23 protein-coding genes and 2 pseudogenes are annotated in these 23,176 nt (G+C 71.8%); 14 read left to right on the top strand and 11 right to left on the bottom strand.

The window, feature by feature from the left end:
• Positions 1–30: 30 nt before the first annotated feature.
• From ACFY1J_RS22565 to ACFY1J_RS22550, 4 genes are all read left to right on the top strand, one after another.
• Positions 31–423 (top strand): BlaI/MecI/CopY family transcriptional regulator, encoded by a 393-nt coding sequence (locus ACFY1J_RS22565; RefSeq protein ID WP_390710745.1) that lies wholly within the window; start codon positions 31–33, stop codon positions 421–423.
• Complete coding sequence (locus ACFY1J_RS22560) at positions 420–1,349, top strand: M48 family metalloprotease (RefSeq protein WP_390710746.1); 930 nt, start codon at positions 420–422, stop codon at positions 1,347–1,349. The genes ACFY1J_RS22565 and ACFY1J_RS22560 overlap by 4 nt, the downstream gene beginning before the upstream one ends.
• A gap of 128 nt (positions 1,350–1,477) precedes the next feature.
• Entirely contained in the window at positions 1,478–1,870 is a 393-nt protein-coding gene (locus tag ACFY1J_RS22555) for a VOC family protein (protein ID WP_390731753.1), read from the top strand.
• Positions 1,871–1,948: 78 nt separating this feature from the next.
• Positions 1,949–3,019 (top strand): adenosine deaminase, encoded by a 1,071-nt coding sequence (locus ACFY1J_RS22550; protein ID WP_390731752.1) that lies wholly within the window; start codon positions 1,949–1,951, stop codon positions 3,017–3,019.
• Here the strand turns inward: ACFY1J_RS22550 and ACFY1J_RS22545 are convergent.
• From ACFY1J_RS22545 to ACFY1J_RS22535, 3 genes are all read right to left on the bottom strand, one after another.
• Positions 3,001–3,516, bottom strand: coding sequence for a DUF664 domain-containing protein (locus tag ACFY1J_RS22545; RefSeq protein ID WP_390710749.1), 516 nt, complete (start codon positions 3,514–3,516; stop codon positions 3,001–3,003). The two genes, ACFY1J_RS22550 and ACFY1J_RS22545, sit on opposite strands and share 19 nt — an antisense overlap.
• A 27-nt stretch (positions 3,517–3,543) precedes the next feature.
• Complete coding sequence (locus tag ACFY1J_RS22540; protein ID WP_390731751.1) at positions 3,544–5,037, bottom strand: carotenoid oxygenase family protein; 1,494 nt, start codon at positions 5,035–5,037, stop codon at positions 3,544–3,546.
• 67 nt (positions 5,038–5,104) lie between these two features.
• A complete protein-coding gene (locus tag ACFY1J_RS22535) occupies positions 5,105–6,019 on the bottom strand; it encodes a LysR family transcriptional regulator (protein ID WP_390731750.1) in 915 nt (304 codons plus the stop codon).
• A gap of 111 nt (positions 6,020–6,130) precedes the next feature.
• On the opposite strand from ACFY1J_RS22535, the gene mgrA reads away from it, so the two are divergent.
• Positions 6,131–7,123, top strand: a complete 993-nt coding sequence (gene mgrA / locus ACFY1J_RS22530) for an L-glyceraldehyde 3-phosphate reductase (RefSeq protein ID WP_390710752.1) — start codon at positions 6,131–6,133, stop codon at positions 7,121–7,123.
• Between the two features lie 172 nt (positions 7,124–7,295).
• Here mgrA and ACFY1J_RS22525 read toward each other — a convergent pair.
• Together ACFY1J_RS22525 and ACFY1J_RS22520 are read right to left on the bottom strand one after the other, a co-directional pair.
• A pseudogene (locus ACFY1J_RS22525) lies at positions 7,296–7,580 on the bottom strand (DUF1905 domain-containing protein); the annotation flags it as partial.
• An 86-nt stretch (positions 7,581–7,666) separates the two neighbouring features.
• Complete coding sequence (locus ACFY1J_RS22520; protein WP_390710753.1) at positions 7,667–8,050, bottom strand: nuclear transport factor 2 family protein; 384 nt, start codon at positions 8,048–8,050, stop codon at positions 7,667–7,669.
• Positions 8,051–8,362: 312 nt separating this feature from the next.
• On the opposite strand from ACFY1J_RS22520, the gene ACFY1J_RS22515 reads away from it, so the two are divergent.
• From ACFY1J_RS22515 to ACFY1J_RS22500, 4 genes and pseudogenes are all read left to right on the top strand, one after another.
• Positions 8,363–8,773: a hypothetical protein gene (locus ACFY1J_RS22515; protein ID WP_390710754.1), complete on the top strand. Its 411-nt coding sequence runs from the start codon at positions 8,363–8,365 to the stop codon at positions 8,771–8,773.
• 118 nt (positions 8,774–8,891) lie between these two features.
• Positions 8,892–11,231, top strand: coding sequence for an FHA domain-containing protein (locus ACFY1J_RS22510; protein ID WP_390710755.1), 2,340 nt, complete (start codon positions 8,892–8,894; stop codon positions 11,229–11,231).
• A gap of 8 nt (positions 11,232–11,239) precedes the next feature.
• A complete protein-coding gene (locus ACFY1J_RS22505) occupies positions 11,240–11,782 on the top strand; it encodes a hypothetical protein (RefSeq protein WP_390710756.1) in 543 nt (180 codons plus the stop codon).
• Positions 11,779–12,679, top strand: a pseudogene (locus ACFY1J_RS22500) (serine/threonine-protein kinase); the annotation flags it as partial. The gene ACFY1J_RS22505 and the pseudogene ACFY1J_RS22500, both read left to right, overlap by 4 nt.
• 399 nt (positions 12,680–13,078) lie before the next feature.
• Here ACFY1J_RS22500 and ACFY1J_RS22495 read toward each other — a convergent pair.
• Positions 13,079–14,353, bottom strand: a complete 1,275-nt coding sequence (locus tag ACFY1J_RS22495) for a streptophobe family protein (RefSeq protein ID WP_390710757.1) — start codon at positions 14,351–14,353, stop codon at positions 13,079–13,081.
• A 168-nt stretch (positions 14,354–14,521) separates the two neighbouring features.
• Between ACFY1J_RS22495 and ACFY1J_RS22490 the strand changes: the two genes are divergently transcribed.
• Both ACFY1J_RS22490 and ACFY1J_RS22485 read left to right on the top strand, forming a co-directional pair.
• Positions 14,522–15,880 carry a DUF6777 domain-containing protein gene (locus ACFY1J_RS22490; RefSeq protein WP_390710758.1) on the top strand — a complete coding sequence of 453 codons (1,359 nt, stop codon included), beginning with the start codon at positions 14,522–14,524 and terminating at the stop codon, positions 15,878–15,880.
• Between the two features lie 118 nt (positions 15,881–15,998).
• Entirely contained in the window at positions 15,999–16,451 is a 453-nt protein-coding gene (locus tag ACFY1J_RS22485) for an ATP-binding protein (protein ID WP_390710759.1), read from the top strand.
• An 11-nt stretch (positions 16,452–16,462) separates the two neighbouring features.
• Here ACFY1J_RS22485 and ACFY1J_RS22480 read toward each other — a convergent pair whose 3' ends face one another.
• Complete coding sequence (locus ACFY1J_RS22480; RefSeq protein WP_390710760.1) at positions 16,463–17,350, bottom strand: RNA polymerase sigma factor SigF; 888 nt, start codon at positions 17,348–17,350, stop codon at positions 16,463–16,465.
• A 219-nt stretch (positions 17,351–17,569) separates the two neighbouring features.
• On the opposite strand from ACFY1J_RS22480, the gene ACFY1J_RS22475 reads away from it, so the two are divergent.
• A complete protein-coding gene (locus tag ACFY1J_RS22475) occupies positions 17,570–18,142 on the top strand; it encodes a DinB family protein (protein ID WP_390731749.1) in 573 nt (190 codons plus the stop codon).
• Between the two features lies 1 nt (position 18,143).
• On the opposite strand, the gene ACFY1J_RS22470 is transcribed toward ACFY1J_RS22475, so the two are convergent.
• The gene (locus tag ACFY1J_RS22470; protein WP_390731870.1) at positions 18,144–18,965 is read right to left on the bottom strand and encodes a class I SAM-dependent methyltransferase; all 822 of its coding nucleotides are present in this window, start codon (positions 18,963–18,965) and stop codon (positions 18,144–18,146) included.
• Between the two features lie 47 nt (positions 18,966–19,012).
• On the opposite strand from ACFY1J_RS22470, the gene ACFY1J_RS22465 reads away from it, so the two are divergent.
• Complete coding sequence (locus ACFY1J_RS22465; RefSeq protein ID WP_390710762.1) at positions 19,013–19,375, top strand: helix-turn-helix domain-containing protein; 363 nt, start codon at positions 19,013–19,015, stop codon at positions 19,373–19,375.
• A 7-nt stretch (positions 19,376–19,382) separates the two neighbouring features.
• Here the strand turns inward: ACFY1J_RS22465 and ACFY1J_RS22460 are convergent, their stop codons facing one another.
• On the bottom strand, positions 19,383–20,585 hold the full coding sequence (locus ACFY1J_RS22460) for an epoxide hydrolase family protein (protein ID WP_390710763.1): 1,203 nt from the start codon (positions 20,583–20,585) through the stop codon (positions 19,383–19,385).
• 130 nt (positions 20,586–20,715) lie between these two features.
• Between ACFY1J_RS22460 and ACFY1J_RS22455 the strand changes: the two genes are divergently transcribed.
• Entirely contained in the window at positions 20,716–21,198 is a 483-nt protein-coding gene (locus ACFY1J_RS22455; RefSeq protein ID WP_390710764.1) for a VOC family protein, read from the top strand.
• 64 nt (positions 21,199–21,262) lie between these two features.
• Here ACFY1J_RS22455 and ACFY1J_RS22450 read toward each other — a convergent pair whose 3' ends face one another.
• The gene (locus ACFY1J_RS22450; RefSeq protein WP_390710825.1) at positions 21,263–22,138 is read right to left on the bottom strand and encodes an aminoglycoside phosphotransferase family protein; all 876 of its coding nucleotides are present in this window, start codon (positions 22,136–22,138) and stop codon (positions 21,263–21,265) included.
• A gap of 141 nt (positions 22,139–22,279) precedes the next feature.
• Positions 22,280–23,158: a geranyl diphosphate 2-C-methyltransferase gene (locus ACFY1J_RS22445; RefSeq protein ID WP_390710765.1), complete on the bottom strand. Its 879-nt coding sequence runs from the start codon at positions 23,156–23,158 to the stop codon at positions 22,280–22,282.
• Positions 23,159–23,176: the final 18 nt, after the last annotated feature.

Below are 23,176 nucleotides of genomic sequence, written 5' to 3'. Positions count from 1 at the left end.
GTGGACGAGGACGGAGTGAGGAACGTTCCCATGGCCGACTCGAAGGATGAACGGACCGACGTGAAGGACGAGCGTCGGCCGTCCGGCGAGCTCGAGGCGAGCGTCATGGCCGCCCTCTGGGCCGCCGCCGCGCCCCAGACGCCCGGCCAGGTGCAGCTCAGCCTCGGCTCCGGCCTGGCGCGCACCACGGTGACGACGATCCTCTCCCGCCTGCACGACAAGGGCGTCGTCGACCGGCGGCGTCAGGGCCGTGGCTATGCCTACTTCCCGGTCCAGGACGCCCAGGGCCTCACCGCCCGCCGAATGCACACCGAACTCGACCGCGACAGCGACCGCGAGACGGTGCTCGCCCGCTTCGTCGCCCAGCTCAGCGCCGACGACGAGCGCGTCCTGCGCGACCTGCTCGAACCCGGAGAGCGATGACCGTCCTGCTGCTGGTGCCGCTGCTGCTGCCGTGCGCCCTGCCGGTCCTGGCCCGGCGGGCCCTCGACCGGCTCGTGCCCGCCGCCGCACTGTGGCTGATCACGGTCTCGGCCGTGGTCCTCGCGGGCTGCTCGGTGGCCGCGCTGGGCGCGTTCGTGCTCATCGGGCTGCTCAAGCTGCCGCTGTTCGCCGCGCTCGGTGAGCTCGTGCATCCGCTGAGCACCGCCTCCGACGTCTTCGTCGTCCCGGCGGCGGCGACCTCCGTGGGAGCCCTGGCCGTGTGCGCCTGGACCCTCGTCCGCTCGGTGCTCCAGCAGACCCGTGCCTTCCGCGCGGCGCGCTCGGCGGCCGGTCACGGACCGGCGGCGGGTGATCTGTGCGTGGTCGACTCGCCGCGCCCAGACGCCTACGCCCTGCCCGGGCGCCCGCACCGCATCGTCGTCACCACCGCGATGCTGCGCAGCCTGGACGCCGCCGAGCGGGAGGCACTGTTCGCGCACGAGCGGGCGCACAACGAGGGCGGCCACCACTACTTCCTCGCGGCGGCGGAGCTCGCCGCCCACTGCCATCCCGCGCTGCGGCCGGTCCGCGACACCATCCGGCTCGCCGTCGAACGCGCCGCCGACGAGGCCGCGGCGACCGCCGTGGGCGACCGGCGCCTGACCGCCCGTGCCATCGCCCGTGCGGCCCTGGCCGGCCACGACGCCGCCCTGGAACGTCCGGACTTCGCCCCCGCCGCGACCACCGGCCCCGTCCCGCGGCGCGTCCAGGCCCTGCTGGCCGCCCCGCCCGCCCCGCGCCGCGCCGCCCGCTCGATCGCCGTCCTCCTGGCCGCCTGCACGGCCGTCTCCTGCGTCGCCTCGGCCACCGGCATGATCGACTTCCATCACCGGGTGGAGGTCGCGCAGGGCGACGCGAGCCGCTGAGCGAACCTGCGCCGGGCGGCTGTCCGGGGGAGAAGCAGGCACCGTTTTGCCTACCTTCCGAGGCGACTGGCGTCCGCGACGTTTTACGTATAACCTCACCCGCTAACCACCCCCACCGAGAGGTCCCGATGAGACGCGTCGCCCTGGTCACCCTCGTCGTCGACGACTACGACGAGGCGATCCGCTTCTACACCGAGGCCCTCGGATTCCGGCTCGCCGAGGACACGCCACGCCCGGACGGCTCCCGCTGGGTCGTCGTCGAACCGGGGACTGGGGCGGCCGGCACCGGACTGCTGCTCGCCCGCGCCAAGGGGGAGGGCCAGCGGGCCCGCGTCGGCGACCAGACCGGCGGACGCGTCGGGTTCTTCCTGCACACCGACGACTTCGCCCGCGACCACGCCAGGATGACCGCCGCCGGCGTGACCTTCCTGGAGGAGCCGCGCCACGAGCCGTACGGCAGCGTCGCCGTCTTCCAGGACCTGTACGGCAACCGCTGGGACCTGCTCCAGCCCGCCGGCTGAGTTTCCTCCCGCCGCACGCACCTTCCCCCGCACTCTCCCACCGCCGCTTCGAACCTCCCGCTCAAGGAAAGACCCGCCATGACTGCTACGCGCGTAGATGCAGAAGTGATCCGCCGCCTCCCCAAGGCCGTCCTGCACGACCACCTCGACGGTGGCCTGCGCCCCGCCACCGTCGTCGAGCTCGCGGCCGCGGTCGGCCACACGCTGCCCACCACCGACCCGGACGAGCTCGCCGCCTGGTACTTCGAGGCCGCCAACTCCGGCGACCTGGTGCGCTACATAGCCACCTTCGAGCACACCCTCGCCGTCATGCAGAACCGCGAGGGCCTGCTGCGCGTCGCCGAGGAGTACGTCCTCGACCTCGCCGCCGACGGTGTCGTCTACGCCGAGGTGCGCTACGCCCCCGAGCTGAACACCCGGGGCGGGCTGTCGCCGAGCGAGGTCGTGGAGACCGTCCAGGAGGGCCTCGCCGCCGGTATGGCCAAGGCGGCCGCCGCCGGCACCCCCGTCCGGGTCGGCACCCTGCTCTGCGGCATGCGGATGTTCGACCGCGTCCGCGAGGCCGCCGACCTGGCCGTCGCCTACCGTGACGCCGGCGTCGTCGGCTTCGACATCGCCGGCGCCGAGGACGGCTTCCCGCCCGCCGACCACCTGGACGTCTTCGAGCACCTGCGCCGCGAGAGCGTGCCCTTCACCATCCACGCCGGTGAGGCGCACGGCCTGCCCAGCATCCACCAGGCCCTCCAGGTGTGCGGTGCCCAGCGCATCGGCCACGGCGTGCGGCTGACCGAGGACATCGTCGACGGCAAGCTCGGCCGCCTCGCCGGCTGGGTGCGCGACCGCCGCATCGCCCTGGAGATGTGCCCGACCTCCAACCTCCAGACGGGCTGCGCCACCTCCATCGCCGAGCACCCCATCACGGCCCTGAAGGACCTCGGCTTCCGGGTCACCCTCAACACCGACAACCGTCTGGTCTCCGGCACGACGATGACCCGGGAGATGTCGCTGCTGGTCGAGGAGGCGGGCTGGACGGTCGAGGACCTGCGCACGGTCACCGTGAACGCCCTCAAGAGCGCGTTCATCCCGTTCGACGAGCGCAACGCCCTCATCGAGGACGTGGTCCTGCCGGGTTACGCCGCCGCGCTCTGAAGCAGCCCCCGCAGGTAGGCGGCCTGTCCGATGTGCTGCAGATCGTCGGACAGGACGCTGACCAGCCGTACGCCGAGGCTGACCGGCGGATCCCAGCGCTCGTCCACGATGCGCTCCAGATCCTTGGCGGGCAGCTCGCGCAGCACTCCCAGGGTCTGCTCGTGCACGGCGTCGTAGTACCCGGTCAGCAGCCCGGCGGACTCGACGCGCACCTTGGCGACCCTCGCCGCGCCGTGGCCGTATCCCGTGTCCCGGCGCGGTAGGTCGAGTCCGAAGCGCTTCTCCCAGCCCTGTGACAGCCACACCTGTTCGAGGTCGAAGGCGTCGGCGACATGGTCGTCCTGGACCCGGGTGAGATGCCAGACGAGCCAGGCGACGGAGTTGGCGTCGGGCGCCGGGCGGGCGTGCAGCTCGTCCGGTCCGAGGCCGTCGAGGGTGGCATGGACTTCTTCCTGGATGCGGCCGTAGCCGTCGATGAGGATGTCCCTTGCATGCATAGGTCCACCATCGCGCATCGCGCGCCCTCATGCGTCCGGAATCCAGCTCCCGTGGAAGCCCAGCGGTACCCGCCCCGGCAGCCGGATCCGGGCCACCGGCTCGCCCGTGAAGTCCTGGGCCGCGAGAATCAACAGGTCCGCCGCACCCCGGTCCGGGTTGTGGACGTACGCGATCGCGTATCCCTCGTCCTCGGCGGCCTTCGGGTCCGTGGGGTCCCGCGGCACGAACACGGCCTCGCCGGCCGCCGCGCCCTTCGGCAGCCGGTGCACCTGGGCCGTGCCGCGCAACAGGTCGTGCTTGATGAGCGCGTTGGAGAAGGCGCGGTCGGGCGGGTTCCCGTCGGGGGCGAGGTAGGCCAGCGTAAGGTCGGCGGCCGCCGAGTAGCCGTAGCGATGGCGGCGGGACACCAACGCCTCGTTCACGCGCGGGAATTCCTGCGGCCGGTCGTCGAGCGTCCGCTGCCGCACGCGTCCGTGGCGCAGATCGATCGTCCAGCGTTCGAGCCTCGCGGTCCCCGCCGCGTACGGTCCGTCCGAGCCGCGCCCGGCGACGTAGAACGGTGCCGGATACGTCGTCAGGTCGACGACCACGGACGACCCCTCGTCGTAGGCGTTGAGGGTGTGCGAGAAGAAGACCGGCTCGATGCCGAACCAGCGCATGGCGCCGCCCGTCCGCGGCATGACACCCACGCGCGTGGGGTGCTTCCGGTTCCAGCGGTACGGCACCGGAGCGCCGCGCTCGGCCGCCGCCGGGTCGAAGGTGACCGGGATGTCGAAGACGACCACATGCTTCTCGGTGAGCGCGAAGTCGTGCATCATCGGCGCCTCCGGCACCGGGATCCGCGTGGTGCGCGCGACCCGGCCGGCCGGGTCCACGACCAGGTGCCGGACATGGTCCCAGGTCGGGTGGTAGGCGACGGCGTGCAACTCGCCCGCGCCCGCGTCGTACTTGGTGTGCGCGGTGAACGCGCCCTCCAAAGTGCCCCGGAAGTCGTGGGTGCCGACGGTGTTGAGCTCGCCGTCGAGTTCGTACGGCAGCGGCCCGCTCTCCTGGAGCGCGAGGATCCGCCCCCGGTACGGGATCACATGCGTGTTGCACGCGAAGTCGTCCGGTGGGATTGGATTTGGGTAGGGCTCGCCCAGCTTGCTCGTCACCTGGGAGGAGCGTACCCAGCGGTTGCGGTACCACTCCGCCCGGCCGTCGCGCAGCCGGACGCCGTGCACCATGCCCTCGCCGAGCATCCAGTGGTGGGCGCGCGGATCTTCCAGGCCCAGGACGTTGGGGCCGTTGCGCAGGAAGCGGCCGTTCAGTTCGCGGGGGATGCGGCCGGTGACCGGCAGGTCGAAGGCCGTCAGCTCCTCGGTGACGGGAGTGAACGCGCCCTCCAGGAAGGGGTGGTGGCAGTCCGTCGCCCTTCCTGGACGGGCCGCGGCCCGAGGTCCGGCCACTCCGACGAGTGCGCCCGCCGCCGCCATTCCAGCAGCGCCGCGCAGCACGCCCCGCCGTGTGTGTTCCGCCATGTCCGGTTCTCCTGACCGTAGTTGCCGTGAGGAACGGTCATGAGTCTGCGGTGGCGGGACGCCGAGGTCAGGAGGGGTGGGCCCCGTCATGGGGTGTCGCCGGACCCCCTGTTTCGAGCAAAGCGACCAGGGCGCGGGCCGCCGGGCTGGTGGCCGTCTCGGGCGGCAGCAGGGCGACCGTCTCGTACTCCGCCTCGCCCGTGCCCTTGAGGGGGAGCGCCAGCAGAGAGGTCCGCTTGTGCCGGAAGTGCCGGGGTACGACGGCGATCCCGAGGTTCTCGTCGACCAGGTCCAGGAGGCTGTGCACGTCGTTGACCTCCAGCGCCACCGTACGGCCGACGCCGGCCGCGGTGAAGGCGGCGTCGGTGGTGCGGCGCGGGCCCCAGTCCGGGTGGAAGTCGACGAAGACCTCGCCGCCGAGGTCGTCCGCCGTGAGGGCCGCTCCGCCCCTGGCGAGGCGGTGGTGCGGGTGGCAGAGCACGGTCATCGGCTCGCTCGTCAGCGGCACCGAGCGCAGCTGGTCCGTGTCGTCCTGCGTGCGGTAGGCGAAGGCCAGGTCGAGCCGCCCGGCCGCGACCTCCTCGGCCAGCGCGCCCGAGCCCGCCTGCCGCAGCCTGATCTCCACGTCCGGGTGCCGGCGCCGGAACGCGGCCAGCAGCCCCGCCACATGCACCCCGGCGATGCACTGCTCGGTGCCGAGCGCCAGCGTCCCGCGCAGCACGCCCTGCACCGCGGCCACCGCCTCGTGCGCCGCCCGGACCTGTGCCAGGATCCGCTCGGCCTCGGCCAGGAGCGCCCGCCCGGCCTCGGTCAGCGTCACCCGGCGGGTGGTGCGCACGAACAGCGGAGCCCTGAGCTCCCGCTCCAGCGCCCGGATCGAGGCCGACAGACCCGACTGGGACACCATCAGCCGCTCGGCGGCCCGGGTGAAGTGCTGGTCCTCGGCGACCGCGACGAAGTGCTGGAGGTGGCGCAATTCCATGATTGAGAAGCCTAGCCGCACAATTCCATCGGATTCTTCTGTTGGACCGCTGTACCCGGCCCGGGGAAGAGTGGAAGAGGTAGAACCTGTGCCCACCCCTCTGGAGTCGCGTTGTACACCGCACACCCCGACCGCTACGCCGACATGCCCTACCGGCGCACCGGACGCAGTGGTCTGAAGCTTCCCGCGCTGTCGCTCGGCCTGTGGCACAACTTCGGCCCCGACCGCCCGGTGCAGACCCAGCGCGCCATCCTGCGCCGCGCCTTCGACCTCGGCGTCACCCACTTCGACCTGGCCAACAACTACGGCCCGCCGCCGGGTGCCGCCGAGTCCGCCCTCGGCGAGGCGCTGAAGGCGGACTTCGCTTCGTACCGTGACGAGCTGGTCATCTCCACCAAGGCCGGGTACCTGATGTGGCCCGGCCCGTACGGCGAATGGGGCTCGCGCAAGTACGTGCTGTCCTCGCTCGACCAGAGCCTCACCCGGATGGGCCTGGACCACGTCGACATCTTCTACTCGCACCGCCCCGACCCTCAGACTCCGCTGGAGGAGACGATGGGCGCACTGCACTCGGCGGTCCAGCAGGGCAAGGCACTCTACGTCGGCGTCTCCAACTACTCTGCGGAGCAGACCCGCGAGGCCGCGCGCATCCTCGGCGAGCTGGGCACCCCGCTCCTCATCCACCAGCCGCGCTACTCGATGCTCGACCGCCGCCCCGAGGACGAGGGCCTGCTGGACGCCCTGGACGAACTCCAGGTCGGCTCCATCGTCTACTCCCCGCTGGAGCAGGGCCTGCTCACCGGGCGCTACCTCGACGGCATCCCGGAGGACTCCCGCGCCGCGAGCGACAGCCCCTTCCTGAACTCGGACGCGGTCACCGAGGACATGGTCGGCCGGCTGCGCGCACTCGACGAGATCGCCAAGTCCCGCGGTCAGACCCTGGCCCAGCTGGCCCTCGCCTGGGTGCTGCGCGGCGGACGGGTGACCTCCGCCCTGGTCGGCGCGAGCAGCCCGCAGCAGATCGAGGACAGCGTCGGCACCATCCGCAACCTGGACTTCGACGCCGAGGAACTGACGCGGATCGAGGCGATCGTCAAGCCGTAGGACGCACGCCCACGCCCCGGAGGCGGACCCCGCCTCCGGGCGGACCGCGTAGGGCGGCACGCCGGGCAGGCCCGCGCCGGAACACCACTCGGCCTCGTCGCCGGCGCTCACCGGCGGGCTGATGCCGCGGTCCTTGCGGGAGACCCCGCCCAGCCCGTCGAGCCGGCGCCCAGGAGCTGAGCCGCTCCAAGAGGTGCACGCTCACCGTGTCGCCCTCCTCCTTGCCGATGATCTTTCGGACCTCGGCCTTCACCGGCAGCTTGTGCGTGCCGTCGCCCAGGGCCATGAAGGAGCTTCAAAACGGCTCCCCGTCGATCGTGCCGCGCACCTTGACGAGTCCGCGGGTGCCGAAGATCTCCACGGAGTCGGGCCACACCACATACGTCCACCCGCCCTGCTCGGGACTCTTGCGCGGGACCGCGGTGAAGCGCGCGTCCAGGTCTCCCGCCTTGGTCATGTCGTCCTCCGCTCGCGGTGCTCTTCTCGGGCCTTTCACCTCAAGAGACCACCGCGAGCGGGAAAACTCATCGCGGACCTCGCGGGTCACATCCCGGCGGGCACCCGGTCCAGGAAGCCGAGCACCTGCCTGATCCGGCCCTCGGCGTCCAGTGTGATCACGTCGAAGCCGGCCACCGGCGCCGACCCGTCCGCCTCGTTCACCAGCTCCCAGGAGAAGCGCGCCGTGTCGTGGTGCCCGTCCACGGCGCCGAGGGGACGGAAGGAGAAACCGGGGAACTGCTGGTGCGCCGCCGCGATCACGGCCGTGATCTGCTCGTGCCCGCGGACGTCGGCGAGCGGGTCGGTGTAGCCGCCGTCCACACTCCAGGCCTCGGCGACCGCCTTCGCCAGGGCCTCGGGCTCGGTGGCGTTCCAGGCCTCGAAGTAGCGGGTGACGGCACTCTCGTAACGGTCGGTGTTCACGGACATGGCGAATCAGCCTCCATCGAGGTCGTTCTTGCTGGTCAGGAACCGGAGCCTCGGTTTGTCGAGCCGGTACGACCACCATGCCCGGGTCCACGGGACGGGTCGATTACCCCTCGGGTAATCACCGCGGGACGGAGCGGGAACCGCATTTCGGCCAAAAGGTGCGGTGAATATGCCAAGAGACTGGCCGGAAAGTCATGGTGACAGTGTTTCGGGAGTGAAGATACTCAAACGCCAGGGGCACTTCACCGCACAGGAGCCGCACGGAAAGCGAGGACCGGCCGGCACACGAGGAAACGCGACGGGGGAGTGATCGTGCACGACGAATTCCTGTGCCATGTCACGGCGTACGGCACGTGCGAGGGGCGGCGCATCGGCGTACCCCTCGGCACCTATCGCGCGCCCACGCTGGCCCTGGCGCTGTGGTGGCTGCGGGACCGCGCCTCCTGGATCGCCGAGCGGCTCGACCCCTTACCCGAGAACCCCCGCTTCCCCACCGGCGCCCTCGTCCCGGTCGCGCAGAGCGTGGCCGACGTGCCCGGCGTGCTGCGCGCCTGGTGTGCCGACAGTGCCCAACAGGAGCTGGTGGCCGACGAGTTGGCGGGCGGCCGGCTGGTGCGGATCGCGGCCAGCGACGACACCACCGAGTACGAACTGCTCGCCGAGTCGGTCGACGCCCTGCGTATGCAGCGCACCATCCCGGCGCTCGTCGTTCCCGTCGCCTGACACGTGACAGCGGCCCGGGGCGGGGTGGTGGCGGCCCGGCGGACGACCGCGGCCGCCGGACGTCCGGGGCCGGCCCGTGGCCAGGCGCACATGTGAGCGAATCGGTAGAATTCAGGCCATGGCGGAGCGGCAGGTCGCCCCGACTGCGCCCGAGCTCGTGCTGGAGACCGACGCGGGCTCCACGGTGATGAGTCCGGAGCGCGACTACCACGTGGGACGGGATCCGTTGTGCGACGTCTTCATCGACGACGCCCGGGTCTCGTGGCACCACGCCGTGCTGCGGCCCGAGGACGGCCACTGGACGCTGGAGGACGAACACAGCACCAACGGCACCTACGCCGACGGCCGCCGCATCCATGAGTCGGGCGTCGGGCCGGGCAGCGTCATCCGCTTCGGCAGCGCCTCCGACGGACCCCGCGCGGTCCTGGTCGGCCGCCCCGAGCCCGCCCCGGACCGTCCCTCCGCCGTGTCGATGCCCGCCCTGACGGGCACCTTCCGGCAGCCCACCACCGTAAGGCCGCTGCCCACGCGCACCGTCCGCATCGGCCGCGCCGCCGACAACGACCTCGTCGTCGACGACCTGGTCGTCTCCCGCCGGCACGCCGAACTGCGCGCCCTCGCCGACGGCACGTACGAGATCGCCGACGTCGGCAGCCACAACGGCACCTACCTCAACGGCCAGCCCGTCACCCGCGCCCGGATCCGCCCCGGCGACATCGTCGGCATCGGCCACTCCACGTTCAGCCTCGTCGGCGACACCCTGCAGGAGTACGTCGACACCGGCGAGGTCTCCCTCGACGTGCAGGACCTCACGGTCGCCGTCGACCGCGGCCGCAAGATCCTCCTCGACCGCGTCTCCTTCCCGGTCGGGGAGAAGTGCCTGCTGGCGGTCGTCGGACCCAGCGGCGCGGGCAAGTCCACGCTGCTCAACGCCCTCACCGGACAGCGCCCCGCCGACCACGGCACCGTCCTGTACGACGGCCGCGACCTCTACCGCGACTACGCCGAGCTGCGCCAGCGCATCGGTCTGGTCCCGCAGGACGACATCCTGCACGCCCAGCTGACCGTGCACGCCGCCCTGTCCTACTCCGCCGAGCTGCGCTTCCCGCAGGACACGGCCCCCGAGGAGCGCCGGACCCGGGTCGACGAGGTGATCCGGGAACTGGGCCTGGAACAGCGCACCGGCCAGCCCGTGCACAGCCTCTCGGGCGGCCAGCGCAAACGGGTCAGCGTGGCCCTGGAGCTGCTGACCAAGCCGTCGCTGCTCTTCCTCGACGAGCCGACCTCCGGACTCGACCCCGGTATGGACCGGTCGGTGATGCACATGCTGCGCGGGCTCGCCGACGACGGCCGTACCGTCATCGTCGTCACCCACAGCGTCCTCAGCCTCGACGTCTGCGACCGCCTCCTGGTGCTCGCGCCGGGCGGCAAGGTGGCGTACTACGGGCAGCCCGACGACGCCCTCGCCTTCTTCGGCTTCGAGCACTGGCCGGAGGCCTTCGAGGCCTTCGAACGCGACCGGGAGCGCGACTGGGCGCGGGAGTACCGCGAATCGCCCTTCCACCGGCACTACATCGCCGAGGCGACCGCACAGCCCCGCCGCCCCGGTGCGGGCCCGGTCGCGCCGGCCCCGCCGGCCCGGCCGCGCAGCTGGGGCGCCCAGCTCGGCACGCTGGTGCGCCGCTACGCGGCCGCGCTCGCCGCCGACCGCATCTTCGTGGTCACGATGATCGCGCTGCCCTTCGTGATGGGCGTGATGGCCCGTGCCCTGTCGGGACCGAAACTGACCCTGGACACCGCGATGAACGCGCTGCTCATCCTGTGCGTCGGCGGCGTGTTCATGGGCGCGGCCAACGCCGTGCGCGAACTCGTCAAGGAACGCGTGATCTACCGGCGTGAGCGTGCTGTCGGCCTGTCCAGATCGGCGTACCTGGTCTCCAAGATCGTCGTGCTGGGCACGATCACCGTACTCCAGGCCGTGGTGCTCACCCTCGTCGGGCTGCTCGGGGTCGATCTCAACGCGCCCGGTGGCAGGGGCGTACTGACGGCGCCGCTGCTCGAAATCACCGTCACGGTCGCCCTGCTCTCCTTCACCGCGATGATGCTCGGCCTGGTGGTCTCGGCGGCGGTGCGCAAGGAGGACGTGACGATGCCGCTGCTGGTGCTGATCTCCATCGTCCAGCTGGTCTTCTGCGGCGCCCTGCTGAAGCTGGACGGCGTGCCCGGCCTGGAACAGATCGCCTGGCTGGTACCCGCCCGGTGGGCCCTGGGCGCGATGGCCGGCACCATCGAGGTGTCCCGGATCGTCCCCGGCCGGCTGACCGCCGACCCGCTGTTCCGGCATGCGACGGATGTGTGGCTGGTCAACATGGCGATGCTGGTGGTGCTGTCGGTGGTCTTCGGCGTCCTGGTCTCCTGGCTGCTGCGCCGGTACGAACCCGTGGTGATGCGGAAGTAGGCGGCACGATGACGGCCCCCGGCTTCCGGCCCACCCACGTCGTCCCCCCGGACGGGATGCCCGCCTGGGAGGCGCCGGACCCTGCCCGGCCCACCCTGCCCCTCGACCCGCTGCTGCCCGTGCAGCTCGTGGAGCGGCGCGGTGACTGGGGACACATCCGGTGCGCCAACGGCTGGTCCGCCTGGGTCGACGGCCGCTATCTGGTCGCCGTGCCCGAGGACCCGCCCGCCGCCGGCACACCCGGCGACAGTGCCGATCCGCGCCCGCTGCTGGCTCGCGCCGAGGAGGCGCTGGCCGACTACCGGGCCGCGGTGAAGGAACTGGGGGACGGCCGCCTCGACGGAGAGTCCTTCCGCGGCCGCACCCGCGGACTGCGGATCGGCGTCGTGGTCGACGGGGAGGCCATGTGGCTGTACGACCCCGACGAGGGGCGGTGGATGTACGGCGACGGGAGGAGGCTGAGCACCTACGCCACGGACACGGACACACCCGGCACCAGCGTCCCGGGCCATCCCCCGACCCGCGTCGTGACCCATGAGGGCGAGCCGTGACGGCGCGCGAGGCGAGTGTGTTCTCCGGGCGGCCCTCCGAGCTGGTCGGGAAGCAGATCGCGGGCTACCGCATCGAGGACGAGATCGGCCGGGGCGGCATGGCCGTCGTCTTCCGGGCCCATGACGTGCGGCTGGACCGCACGGTCGCGCTCAAACTGCTCGCCCCGGAGCTCGCCCGCAACGACACCTTCCGCCGGCGCTTCACCCATGAGTCCCGGGTGGCCGCCGCGATCGACCACCCCAACATCGTGCCGGTCTTCGAGGCCGGGGAGACGGCCGGTGTCCTGTACATCGCCATGCGGTTCGTCTCCGGCAGCGATCTGCGCCATCTGCTGGACCGGGAGGGCCCGTTGCCCTTCCCGGCCGCGGTGCGGATCGCCGCGCAGGTGGCATCCGCGCTCGACGCGGCCCACGAGAACGGGCTGGTCCACCGGGACGTCAAGCCCGGCAACATCCTCGTCGGCCGGGGTACCGACAGCGATCACCCCGAGCATGTGTACCTCACCGACTTCGGGCTGACGAAGAAGTCGCTGTCCCTGACCGGCTTCACGACGGTCGGCCAGTTCGTCGGCACACTGGACTACGTGGCCCCGGAGCAGATATCCGGCCGCCCCGTGGACGGCCGCTGCGACGTCTACGGCCTCGCCTGCGTCGTCCACGAGACCCTGGCCGGCCATCCGCCCTTCCAGCGCGACGACGACATGGCCCTGCTGTGGGCCCACCAGTACGACGAGCCGCCACCGCTGTCCGAGGCCCGCCCCGACCTGCCCCCGGCCGTCGACCAGGTCTTCGCCAAGGCCATGGCCAAGAGCCCCGACGACCGGTACGACTCCTGCCTCGCCTTCGTCGCGGCCCTGCGCGCGGTCATGACGGGCGGACCGCAGCCGGAGGCCGCCCACCCGGTGACCGAGGCGGACCTCCCCGCGACCGGAGGCCCGGAGCCGGCGGCTGAGGTCTCCGCGCCGGGAGGTCCGGGGCCGGCGGCTGAGGTCTCCGCGCCGGGAGGTCCGGGGCCGGCGGCTGAGGTCTCCGCGCCGGGAGGTCCGGGGCCGGCGGCCGAGCTCACCGCGCCGAGAGGCCCGGGGCCGGCGGCTGAGGTCTCCGCGACCGAAGGTCCGGAGCCGGCCGCCGAGGTCTCCGCGACTGGAGGTGCGGACTCGGCGGCAGAGTTCCCGGCGACCGATGGTCGCAAGCCGGCGGCAGAGTTCCCCGCGGCCGAAGGTCCGGAGCCGGCGGCGGAGCTCCCGCCGTGGGCCGAGCCGGTCTTCCGGGGCCGGCGGCCCTGATCCGGACCGGTCAGCCGGGGCGCGCCGGCACCTCGCCCCGGCGGTGCACCGGGCGGGCCAGCAGACCGCCCAGGAAGCCGGCCACCAGCCCCCACAGGACCGCGAGGCCCACCGCCGACCACACGTCGGGGTTCAGATACAGCTCGCCGGAGAGATCGCCGCTCAGGTCGCCGATGCCGAGCAGGGAGAGGCCGTAGTGCGCGGAGATCCGGCCGAGCAGGCAGATCATGAGCACCGCGAGGGCGAGCGCGACGGCCAGGCGCAGGGCGTGCTGCCACAGTCGTATCCGGGCCGGTGAACGCACCGCCATCAGGAACCCGGCGGCCAGGACGAGCACGACGTCCACCGCCAGGAGCCACCACATCCTGCCGTCCTGCTCGGTGAGCGTGCGCAGGTTCAGCGTGGAGACGTCCGGGGTGCGCAGCACCTCGTCGAGGACGTGGGGCATGGGCAGCCCGAAGGGGCCTTCCACCCGGCCGTGCCAGGTGGCGCCCAGGCCGATGGTGAGGGCCGGCCAGGCCAGGTTCGGCAGTCCCAGCAGGACGACCGCGAACGTGTCCGCGGGGTGCCCGCGCGTGGCCGCCGCGACCAGTGCGACGACGACGGCCAGCGCCACGTACGCCAGCAGCAGCGCGACCACGGCGTACGCCGCCGGACGCACCGACTCCTGGAACCGCAGCAGCCGCGCCGGCAGGGGCGCCCCGCGTGACACCAGGAGCGCCAGTGCGAGCACACCGGCCAGCCACAGCAGCCCGTACACCACCGTCAGCAGGGAGTTCGTGGTGAACCCGACCGTCGGGGTGGCGTCGAAGAGTTCGCCGATGTCACTGAGCACTCCGTTGCCGAGGTCGACTCTGAAGGTCTGACGGGCCGCCAGGGCCAGGCCGATCAGCGCGAACAGCCACAGTACCGCGACACGGGCGGCCCACCCGGCCAGTTCCCCGGCCCCGGCGACCGCCCGGTGCCGCAGCGGCCGCAGGAATCCGGCGGCGATCACCAGGGCGCCGGTCAGTGTGACCGACAGCGGCATCACGGTCAGCTCCGCCCGTGTCCTGGCGAGCGATCCGGCGTTCCCCGAGAACTCGACCGCGCCTCCGACGGCCGCCACGACGGTCGCCGCGACCACACGCGGAAAGGCGCCGTCCGGCAGCTCGCCGGCGCCCGCCGCCCACAGCCCCAGGGCGGCGACCACGACCATGGCGGCCAGTCCGGCCAGCACCACGGCCAGGGCCTGCACCCAGCCGTGGCGCGCGACGGGCCGGTCGGGGGCGGTCCGGGGGCTCACGCTGCCACGCTAAGCAGCCCCCGGCGGGGGCGCCCGCCGGGTGGGCCGTCCGCGTCGGCTTGCGGGCCGCGTGGGACGGGAGCACACAATGGGTTAGTTGTGACACGAGCGGCAATTGGGTGAAACCAGACGCTCGGCGCAACCGATTCGCGTGCGGGAGGAGACCTCGTGAGCGTCGAACCTCCGTCATCCGGCCGTCCGACGGGACCGCCCTCCGGCCCCCTGTCGGGGGCCCAGCCGCCCTCCGAGCCACCGCCGCAGCCACCCGCGGGCGGCGGTGGCGGGGCGCCGGAACCGCACCAGCCGTGGTGGAGGTCCGCACCGCGCATCGCGTTGCTCACCACGGCCGTCGTGGTCGCCGTGATCGTCGCCGTCGTCCTGTCCAACGCGGGCGGCGGCGGTACGGCCAAGGCGAGCGAGGTCTTTCTGCAGGCCGCGAACTCGACGGGGCAGGACCCCTTCACCCAGTCGACGGCGAAGAGCGGCTCCGTCACGCCGATCACCCCCTCCGCGACCATGACGTCGGCCACGGGCAACGAACTGCACAGCGTGCGCGGCGGGGACCCCGGCCTGTACGCCGGTACCCGCAACACCCCCAGCTGCGACGTGGCGAAGCAGATCAGGGAGCTGCAGGCCAGCCCGGCCAAGAACAACGCGTTCGCCTCGGTCGTCGGCGTCCGGCCGTCGGCCGTTCCCGCGTATCTGCGCTCGCTCACCCCGGTGCAACTCCGCGTGGACACCCGGGTCACCGACCACGGGTACCGCAACGGCGCGGCCACCAACTACCAGGCCGTCCTGCAGACGGGCACCGCCGTGCTGGTCGACGGGCACGGGGTGCCCCGGGTGCGCTGCGCCAGCGGCAACCCGCTGACCCCGCCGGTCGCCCAGCGGACCCCGCCGAAGCCGGTGGGGGATCACTGGGCGTCGTACCGGCCCTCGGCGGTCGTGGTGGTCCGGCCCGCGCCGCAGATCATCAACATCTTCATCATCTTCGACGGCCACAACGACGAGTGGATCCAGCGTCACCGCGGTGACCACTCGGGCGACCAGGACCACAGGACCAGTCCGCCGGAGCATCAGGTGAACCCCTGGGCCACGCCGTACACACCGCCGACCGCCCCGACGTCGCCGACCTCGACCGGCCCGTCGTCGCCGTCCACGTCCTCCCCGACCTCGGAATCGCCGTCGTCCGAGTCGCCGTCCTCCCCGTCCTCGCAGGCCCCGTCGTCGGAGTCCCCGAAGTCGGAGTCGCCGTCCTCGCAGGCCCCGTCCTCGCAGGCCCCGTCCTCGCAATCCCCGCCGTCCGAGTCCCCGTCCTCGCAGGCGCCCTCCTCGGAGGCTCCGTCCTCCGAGTCGACCTCGACCTACGGGTCTCCCGCCTCCGAGCCGGGGACGGTCACCGAGTCCCTGGCCCCCGAGTCCCCGGCCGTCCCCGAAACGCAGCAGCCCGAGGTGACCTCGAACGCGCCGCAGCAGGAAACGGGGAACGGTCCGGCACCGCAGGACACCGGCGGCCAGCCCAGCTAGGACCTGTCCGGCCGATGTGCGCGGTCGGCGAACACCGTCTGGGACTGTGGCGCCCCGCTCGGGGTACGAGCACTGGTGCAGCAGAGACCGGCCGGACCGGCTTCCGAGAGAGAAACGCATGACCGAGCATCTGGACGGGGCAGTGATACCAACTGGTTTCGACGTGCCCGTGGAACCGCTCCGACGGGCGGCGCACTACACCGGCGAACCGGGATGCATCGCCGCGGCACGCACCTTCGCCGCGCTCTTCCTCGACCAGCTCAGGACCGAGTGGTGCGCCGGCATCGACGACCGCACCGACGGTGAACTGCTCCTGGTGGTCAGCGAGTTGGTGACCAATGCGGACCGGCACAGCAACGGCCCGTACATCCTGGAACTGGAGGGCACGGACAACGCGGTCACGGTGTGCGTCTACGACAGCAACGCCGCGCTGCCCCGGCGATTCCCGCGGGACCCCGAACGCGTCGGACGGCACGGTCTGGAGATCGTGCACGCCCTGGCCGCGGAGGTGACCGCCGAACGCGTCCCGGTCGGGAAGCGGGTGCGCGCGCTGGTGAACCTCGCCCACTGAGGGCCGTGCGGTCAGGCGCAGCCCAGCTCGCCCAGCATGCCCTCGCGCAGCCGCATGATGATGCGCTTGATCAGCCGGGAGACATGCATCTGCGAGCACCCGAGCCGTTCGCCTATCTCCGCCTGGGTGGCCTCCTCCACGAACCGCAGATGGATGATCTCGCGGTCGCGGTCGCTGAGTTCGGCCATGAGCGGGGCGAGCGACTGGAAGTCCTCGACGAGCCGCAGCCCCTCCTCCTCGATGCCGATGAAGTCGGCCAGCACGGCCTCGCCGTCCTCGGGCCCGTCACCGGTCAGCGCGGCGTCCAGCGAAGCGGAGTTGTACCCGTTGGAGGCGAGCTGCGCCTCGACCACCTCGTTCTCGGTGATGTTCATCAGGGTGGCCAGCTCGGCGACCGTCGGCTCGCGGTCCAGCAGGCAGGAGAGCTCCTCGCGCGCCTTGGCGAGCTCCACGCGCAGCTCCTGCAGCCGCCGCGGGACGTGCACGGCCCAGGTGGTGTCGCGGAAGAACCGCTTGATCTCGCCCACGATGTACGGGAGCGCGAACGACGTGAACTCCACCTCGCGCGAGAGCTCGAACCGGTCGATCGCCTTGATCAGGCCGATCATTCCGGTCTGGACGATGTCCTCCATGTCGTCGCCGCGGTTGCGGAACCGTCCGGCCGCGAACCGCACCAGCGACATGTTCATCTCGATGAGCGTGTTGCGTGCGTACTGGTACTCGTGCGTGCCCTCGTCCAGCTCGGTCAGGCGCCGGAAGAACTGACGCGACAACTCCCGCGCGTCACGCGGGGCGATGCTCCTCGGGTCCGCTATTCCCGGCAGCGATCCCTCGTCCTTCGCGCTCTCGGCGGTCTGCTCGACGACCACTGCTTCCGACCGGATCCCGGCGGTGTTCATTGCCTCTCCCACGAAAGTCACGGTCCGACGTCTGCCTCTTCGGTCTGCTGTTCCGGGCACCTTGCTCGCGTTGTGCGACGGGCTGCGTACCCGGAACCGGGCGTCCCATGCGTGCTTCGTGGTGCGGGTACCCGCAGTCACCCGGCGCATGCGTGGTGTGGACGGGCCTGGCGCAAATTGGGTGGCGGCGGCGGTCGGCCACGACCGATCCTCGGTCGTATGGCCGACATCACAGAGCCGCAGCAGGCGCAGCCCGGCCGGAGCTTCGGCTGGTTCGTCAGCCCCGAGGACGATCCGCGCAGCGACGGCGGTTTCGTCGGGGAGCTCGACACGCTCGTCGGATTTCTGCGGGACCAGCGGCTGACGCTGGAGATGAAGTGCGCGGGGCTGGACGCCGAGGCCATGGCCCGCCGCTCGGTGCCGCCGTCCGACCTGTCGCTCCTCGGACTTCTCCGCCATCTGGCCGAGGTGGAACGGCACTGGTTCCGGCAGGTCATGGCGGGGCAGGACGCACCCCGGCTCTACCGCACCGCCGACGATCCCCACGCGGACTTCGACGGCGCGGCGCCCGACCCCGGCCTGGTGGCCGAGGCCTGGCGGACCTGGCGCGCCGAGGTCGCCTTCGCGGAACACCTCGTCGCCGAGGCGCCCAGCCTCGACATCACCGGCTTCGACGCCGACGAACCGGTCGCGCTGCGCGAGGTGCTGGTCCACATGATCGAGGAGTACGCCCGCCACAACGGCCACGCCGACTTCTTGCGGGAGCGGATCGACGGGCGGGTCGGTCAGTAGCTCACTCCCCGATGCGTACCGCGGTGATCAGCTCGTGCCAGTAGCGCTTGGTGACGACACCGTCGTACCGCGACTCGATGAGTTCCCGGATGTCCGCCAGCAGCCCGTTCCGGGCGGGCTCGGGGAGTGCGCGGTGGTTCGAGTACGTGCGGAGTACGTCCAGGTACGCGTCGGTGGTGTACGTGATCTCCTGGGCGTGGCCGTGCACGGAGACGTCTGCGAAGTGCGGGGAGCCGGTGAACTCGGCGGTGTCGGCGACGATGTCGGACTCGGGGGTCTGTCGCAGCCCGGGCGGAGTCGCCGGGTCCCAGCGTTCGTAGCACTCCTGGGCCTCGGCGAAGAAGTCCTCGGTGCCGCCCGCCGCATGGTGGGTGGTGACGACCGCGAGCAGTCCGCCAGGGCGCAGGGCGCGGGCCGGTTTCGCCACCCGGAGCGCCGGGTCGATCCAGTGGAACGCGGTCGCGCACACCACCGCGTCGAACGGTTGCGGCGGCAGCTCCCACTCCTCGAAGTCCGCGGTTACGACGTCCACGTCGGGGAAAGCGGCCAGTTGCCGTCGGACCACGGCGGCCATGGACGGGCCGAGTTCCACCGCGGTGATCGCACAGCCGGACCGGGCCAGATCGACGGTGAGTTTGCCGGTGCCCGGAGCGATCTCCAGCACGCGGGCACCGGGGGCGGCGCCGGTGACCCGGCCCAACTCCTCGACGAGAGGAGGGGGATAGCGGGGTCGCGCGCGCTCGTACAACTCGGCGTCCTGGTCGAAGGTGACGCGCAGCTCCGGGCGTTTTCCGGTGAACTCGTATGCTTCCACGCAGGGCAGAATGCCGATCCTGCTCTTCTGCGGGCCACTGCTTTTAGGCTGAGGGGATGAGCAGCCAACCGCCGAACCACGCCCGCGTCATCCCCTTGCGCCCGCAGGAGCCGCCCGCCGGGCCCAGGGAACCCCTGTGGCGCGACCTCGTCGGTGATGTTCTGCGTCGTGAGCGTCAGGCGCAGGAGCGCACGCTCAAGGATGTGGCCGATGCGGCCCGGATCTCGATGCCGTACCTCTCGGAGGTCGAGCGTGGCCGCAAGGAGGCCTCCTCGGAGGTTCTCGCGGCCGCCGCCCACGCCCTTGGACTGGGGCTGGGCGATCTGCTGTCACGGGCGCAGGGCGAGCTGGGCCGCCAGGCCGACGCCGGGCGTCGTGCGTCCGGTTCGTCGTACCAGGGGCTGTGCCTGGCCGCTTGACGGGGCGTCAGTCGGAGGTCTCCCGTAGTTGCCGGAAGAAGGCCCGGACATCGCCTACCAGCAGGTCCGGCTCTTCCATGGCCGCGAAGTGGCCGCCCCTGTCGAACTCCGTCCAGCGGACGAGGTTCTCGGTGCGCTCGGCCCTGTGCCGCAGCGGAAGCTGGATCTCGGCGGGGAACACCGCCAGAGCGGTCGGTGCGGTGGACGGCTCGGTGGGCGCGGCAGCGCGTCCCGTGGCGTGTGCACGCTCGTAGTAGATCCGGGCGGACGAACCGGCGGTCCCGGTCAGCCAGTACAGCATCACGTTGGTCAGCAGCAGGTCCCGGTCGACCGCCTCCTCGGGCAGTTCCTCGGAGTCCGTCCACTCCCGGAACTTCTCGACGATCCAGGCGAGTTGACCGACGGGCGAGTCCGTGAGCGCGTAGGCCAGGGTCTGCGGGCGGGTGGAGTGCAGCAGGGCGTACGCCGATCCGTCGGCCGACCAGGCGGACCAGCGGCGCCACGAGGCGAGCGTGCGCTCCCGCTCCTCGGGGCCGAGCGCGGCCAGTTCGTCCGTGGTGGGTTCGCTGGTCGCCTGCGCGCCCGGCAGCAGATTGAGATGGACGCCGATCACCCGGTCGGGATGGGCGCGGCCCAGCTCGCGGGAGATCATCGCGCCCCAGTCGCCGCCCTGCGCGCCGAACCGCTCGTAGCCGAGGCGCCCCATCAGTTCGGCCCATGCGTCGGCGACCCGGCCCGCCTCCCAGCCGGTGTCCGTCGTGGGCCCGGACAGCCCGAACCCGGGGATGCTCGGTGCGACGACGTGGAAGGCGTCGGCCGGATCGCCGCCGTGCGCGGCCGGATCGGTGAGCGGTCCGACGACGTCGAGGAACTCGACGATCGAGCCCGGCCAGCCATGGGTGATGATCAGCGGGGTGGCGCCGGGCACCGGGGAGCGGACGTGCGCGAAGTGGACGCTCGCCCCGTCGATGGTGGTGGTGAACTGCGGCCAGGTGTTCAGCCGTGCCTCGGCGGCACGCCAGTCGTAGGTGTGCCGCCAGTACCGTACGAGCTCGCGCAGATAGCCGGCCGGCACGCCGTACGCCCACCCCACCCCGGGCAGTTCGTCGGGCCATCGGGTGCGGTCGAGTCGTTCGTGCAGGTCGGCCAGGTCGCTATCGGGGATCGCGAGGCGGTAGGGCCGGATGGTCTCTGCGGACGAAGACGTCATGATCCGGATGCTAGGCCCTGTCCGAGAGGGACCCGCGTCCATCCGGAGGAGTCGGCCTGCCGGCCGATGAGTTTCGCGGTGACGATCGGTCGACACCGGTGACCGCGTTCCACGCCCCAGGAGGTAGCTCATGGCCACCGACGGATTCACCACGTGCCTCTGGTTCGACGACCAGGCCGAGGAAGCCGCCCACTACTACGTCTCGATCTTCAAGAACTCCACCGTCGGCAGGGTCGCCCGCTACCCCGAGGGAGCCCCCCGTCCCGCCGGCACCGTCCTGACCGTCGAGTTCACGGCCAACGGCCACAAGTTCGTCGCGCTGAACGGGGGACCGGAGTTCAAGTTCAACGAGGCGATCTCGTTCCAGATCTTCTGCGAGAACCAGGAGGAGATCGACCACTACTGGAACAAGCTCACCGAAAACGGCGGCGAACCCGGCCCCTGCGGCTGGCTCAAGGACAAGTACGGGATGTCCTGGCAGGTCATCCCGGCCCGGCTCGACGACATGGTCAGTGACCCGGACCTGGCGAAGGCGGCCCGCGCCACCCAGGCCATGCTGTCGATGCACAAGCTCGACATCGCCGCCCTGGAGAAGGCATACGCGGGCGAGTGAGGATCCGTAGGCGGGGGTGCGGGCCTGCGGCGGCCAGCGCCCCTGGGTACGGCGGCCCGCTCCCCTAGGCGGATTCGGCGAGGATCTCGCGGATCACATGCCGTGAGTTCTCCGCCAGCGCCGGGTTGGTGTCCCAGTAGTACGGCAACTGGATGAGCGAGATCGACAGCGCCCAGCCCCGGCCCCGCGCCCACTCGGCGTCGTCGGCGCCGACGGCCCGGCGGAAGGTGTCCCGGGCGGTCGCGGGCAGCAGGTTCCAGGCCACGATCAGATCGACCGCCGGATCGCCCACCCCCACGGTGCCGAAGTCGATCACGGCGCTGAGCCGGCCGTCGGCGACCAGCACGTTCCCCGGCGACAGATCGCCATGCGCCCAGACGGGCGGGCCGGTGTGCTCCGGCGCGCGCAGGGCCTCCTCCCACCGGGCGGTGACCGCCGCGGTGTCGACCCTGCCCGCCAGTCGGTCGATGGCGTCGCGGGTGGCCGCGTCCCGGGTGGCCAGCGGGACGCCCCGGCGGCCGGCCGGCCCGCCGTGCGCGTCGATCCGGCGCAGGGCGCCGACGAACGAGGCGAGGTCCTCGGCGAGCGGTCCGGGCTCCTCGACGGCCCCGGCGACGGGATTGAGTCCGTCCAGCCAGCGGTACACGGTCCAGGGCCAGGCGAAGCCCGCGCCGGGCCCGCCCCGCCCCAGCGGCTCGGGCGTGGCAAGCGGCAGCAGCGGCCCGAGCCGGGGCAGCCAGTGCTGCTCGCGCGTCACGTCCGCCACGGCACCGGGATGCCGGGGCAGCCGTACCACCAGGTCCGTGCCCAGCCGGAACATGGCGTTGTCGGTCCCGGAGGACTTCAGACGCCGTGCGGGCAGGGAGGCCCAGTCGGGGAACTGCCCGGCGATCAGCCGACGGACGACCGAAGCATCGAGATCCACCTCGTCCTCATGCATTCTCACGGCACACACGCGGGCCATTCCAGCCGCCGACGGGGCTGCTGTCGACCGATATTCGAGGGCGACGGTCCCGCACGGGCCGGGGGCGGTGTCCCGCGACACCGCCCCCGGCACAGCGAAGGCCTCGGAGCGACGGCCTCAGATCCGGTCTGCCACGATCAGCAGGTACTGGAAGCTGCCGTTGCGGTAGGCGGACAGGAAGGTGTCCTCGATGCCCGTCACCAGATGGTCGGCGTCCTTGCGCAGTTCCCAGTAGGGGATCGTGGCCTCGGTCAGGTCCTCCACATGGACCGGCACCAGCCGGTTGCGGGCCATGGCCCGGAAGTACTCCGACCTCGGGTGGATGTCGCAGATGTAGTGCGCGTTGATGAGGGACACCTCGCGCGAGGCCCGCCCGTAGGTGTCGTTGTAGCAGCCGGTGATCACCACATAGCGTCCGCCGCGCCGCAGCAACCGGGCGTGCTCGGCGAACAGTTGGTCCAGCTCCACGTACATGGTGGACTCGTTGTTCCACGAGGCCGCGTACGCGCCGGACTCGAAGCCGGTGTCGAGCATGTTGCGGTGGTGGTAGCGCACCTTGTCGTCGATGTCCCGCCGGCGGGCCGTCTCATTGGCGAAGTCGGCCTGCTTGGCGGAGATGGTGACGCCGTCGGCGTGGCAGCCGTACCGCAGATTGGCCACCACACTGCCGCCGCCCCGTCCGCAGCCGGCGTCGAAGACGCGGTCGGCCGGGGTGAGCGGGCCGAGCCGGGAGGCGAGGAACTCGGCCTGGGCGTGCTCCAGGCGGTGCAGTTCGGCGGTGATCCGCTCCCGGCGCAGGTCGGGGTCGGGCTCGTCGAGCACGGTCCAGTCGACGTTACCGATGCCGTAGTGATGGTGGTACAGGTCGTCGATCTTGCCGAGTTCGAGGTTGACCGGATTTTCCTCGGCGTTCCAGTAGTCCGCGACGCGGCTTTGGTACGTGGACTGGGTCGGCACAGCTGCGGTCGTGGTCCGGGCGACGGGGGCGGTGGTCAACAGTGACTCCTCGTGACG

The organism is Streptomyces sp. NPDC001406 (assembly GCF_042895285.1).
Lineage (GTDB): Bacteria > Actinomycetota > Actinomycetes > Streptomycetales > Streptomycetaceae > Streptomyces.
This window is presented reverse-complemented; position numbering and strand designations above follow the sequence as displayed.

What these genes read in the sequence shown, in the direction of transcription:
- ACFY1J_RS22510 (WP_390710755.1), top strand. Translation starts at nt 8,892, where the DNA reads ATGGCGGAGCGGCAGGTCGCCCCGACTGCGCCCGAGCTCGTGCTGGAG.
- ACFY1J_RS22460 (WP_390710763.1), bottom strand. Translation starts at nt 20,585, where the DNA reads ATGACGTCTTCGTCCGCAGAGACCATCCGGCCCTACCGCCTCGCGATC.
- ACFY1J_RS22540 (WP_390731751.1), bottom strand. Translation starts at nt 5,037, where the DNA reads ATGGCGGAACACACACGGCGGGGCGTGCTGCGCGGCGCTGCTGGAATG.
- ACFY1J_RS22550 (WP_390731752.1), top strand. Translation starts at nt 1,949, where the DNA reads ATGACTGCTACGCGCGTAGATGCAGAAGTGATCCGCCGCCTCCCCAAG.
- ACFY1J_RS22545 (WP_390710749.1), bottom strand. Translation starts at nt 3,516, where the DNA reads ATGCATGCAAGGGACATCCTCATCGACGGCTACGGCCGCATCCAGGAA.
- ACFY1J_RS22565 (WP_390710745.1), top strand. Translation starts at nt 31, where the DNA reads ATGGCCGACTCGAAGGATGAACGGACCGACGTGAAGGACGAGCGTCGG.
- ACFY1J_RS22505 (WP_390710756.1), top strand. Translation starts at nt 11,240, where the DNA reads ATGACGGCCCCCGGCTTCCGGCCCACCCACGTCGTCCCCCCGGACGGG.
- ACFY1J_RS22475 (WP_390731749.1), top strand. Translation starts at nt 17,570, where the DNA reads ATGGCCGACATCACAGAGCCGCAGCAGGCGCAGCCCGGCCGGAGCTTC.
- ACFY1J_RS22450 (WP_390710825.1), bottom strand. Translation starts at nt 22,138, where the DNA reads ATGCATGAGGACGAGGTGGATCTCGATGCTTCGGTCGTCCGTCGGCTG.
- ACFY1J_RS22485 (WP_390710759.1), top strand. Translation starts at nt 15,999, where the DNA reads ATGACCGAGCATCTGGACGGGGCAGTGATACCAACTGGTTTCGACGTG.
- ACFY1J_RS22535 (WP_390731750.1), bottom strand. Translation starts at nt 6,019, where the DNA reads ATGGAATTGCGCCACCTCCAGCACTTCGTCGCGGTCGCCGAGGACCAG.
- ACFY1J_RS22520 (WP_390710753.1), bottom strand. Translation starts at nt 8,050, where the DNA reads ATGTCCGTGAACACCGACCGTTACGAGAGTGCCGTCACCCGCTACTTC.
- ACFY1J_RS22555 (WP_390731753.1), top strand. Translation starts at nt 1,478, where the DNA reads ATGAGACGCGTCGCCCTGGTCACCCTCGTCGTCGACGACTACGACGAG.
- ACFY1J_RS22455 (WP_390710764.1), top strand. Translation starts at nt 20,716, where the DNA reads ATGGCCACCGACGGATTCACCACGTGCCTCTGGTTCGACGACCAGGCC.
- ACFY1J_RS22480 (WP_390710760.1), bottom strand. Translation starts at nt 17,350, where the DNA reads ATGAACACCGCCGGGATCCGGTCGGAAGCAGTGGTCGTCGAGCAGACC.
- ACFY1J_RS22560 (WP_390710746.1), top strand. Translation starts at nt 420, where the DNA reads ATGACCGTCCTGCTGCTGGTGCCGCTGCTGCTGCCGTGCGCCCTGCCG.
- ACFY1J_RS22465 (WP_390710762.1), top strand. Translation starts at nt 19,013, where the DNA reads ATGAGCAGCCAACCGCCGAACCACGCCCGCGTCATCCCCTTGCGCCCG.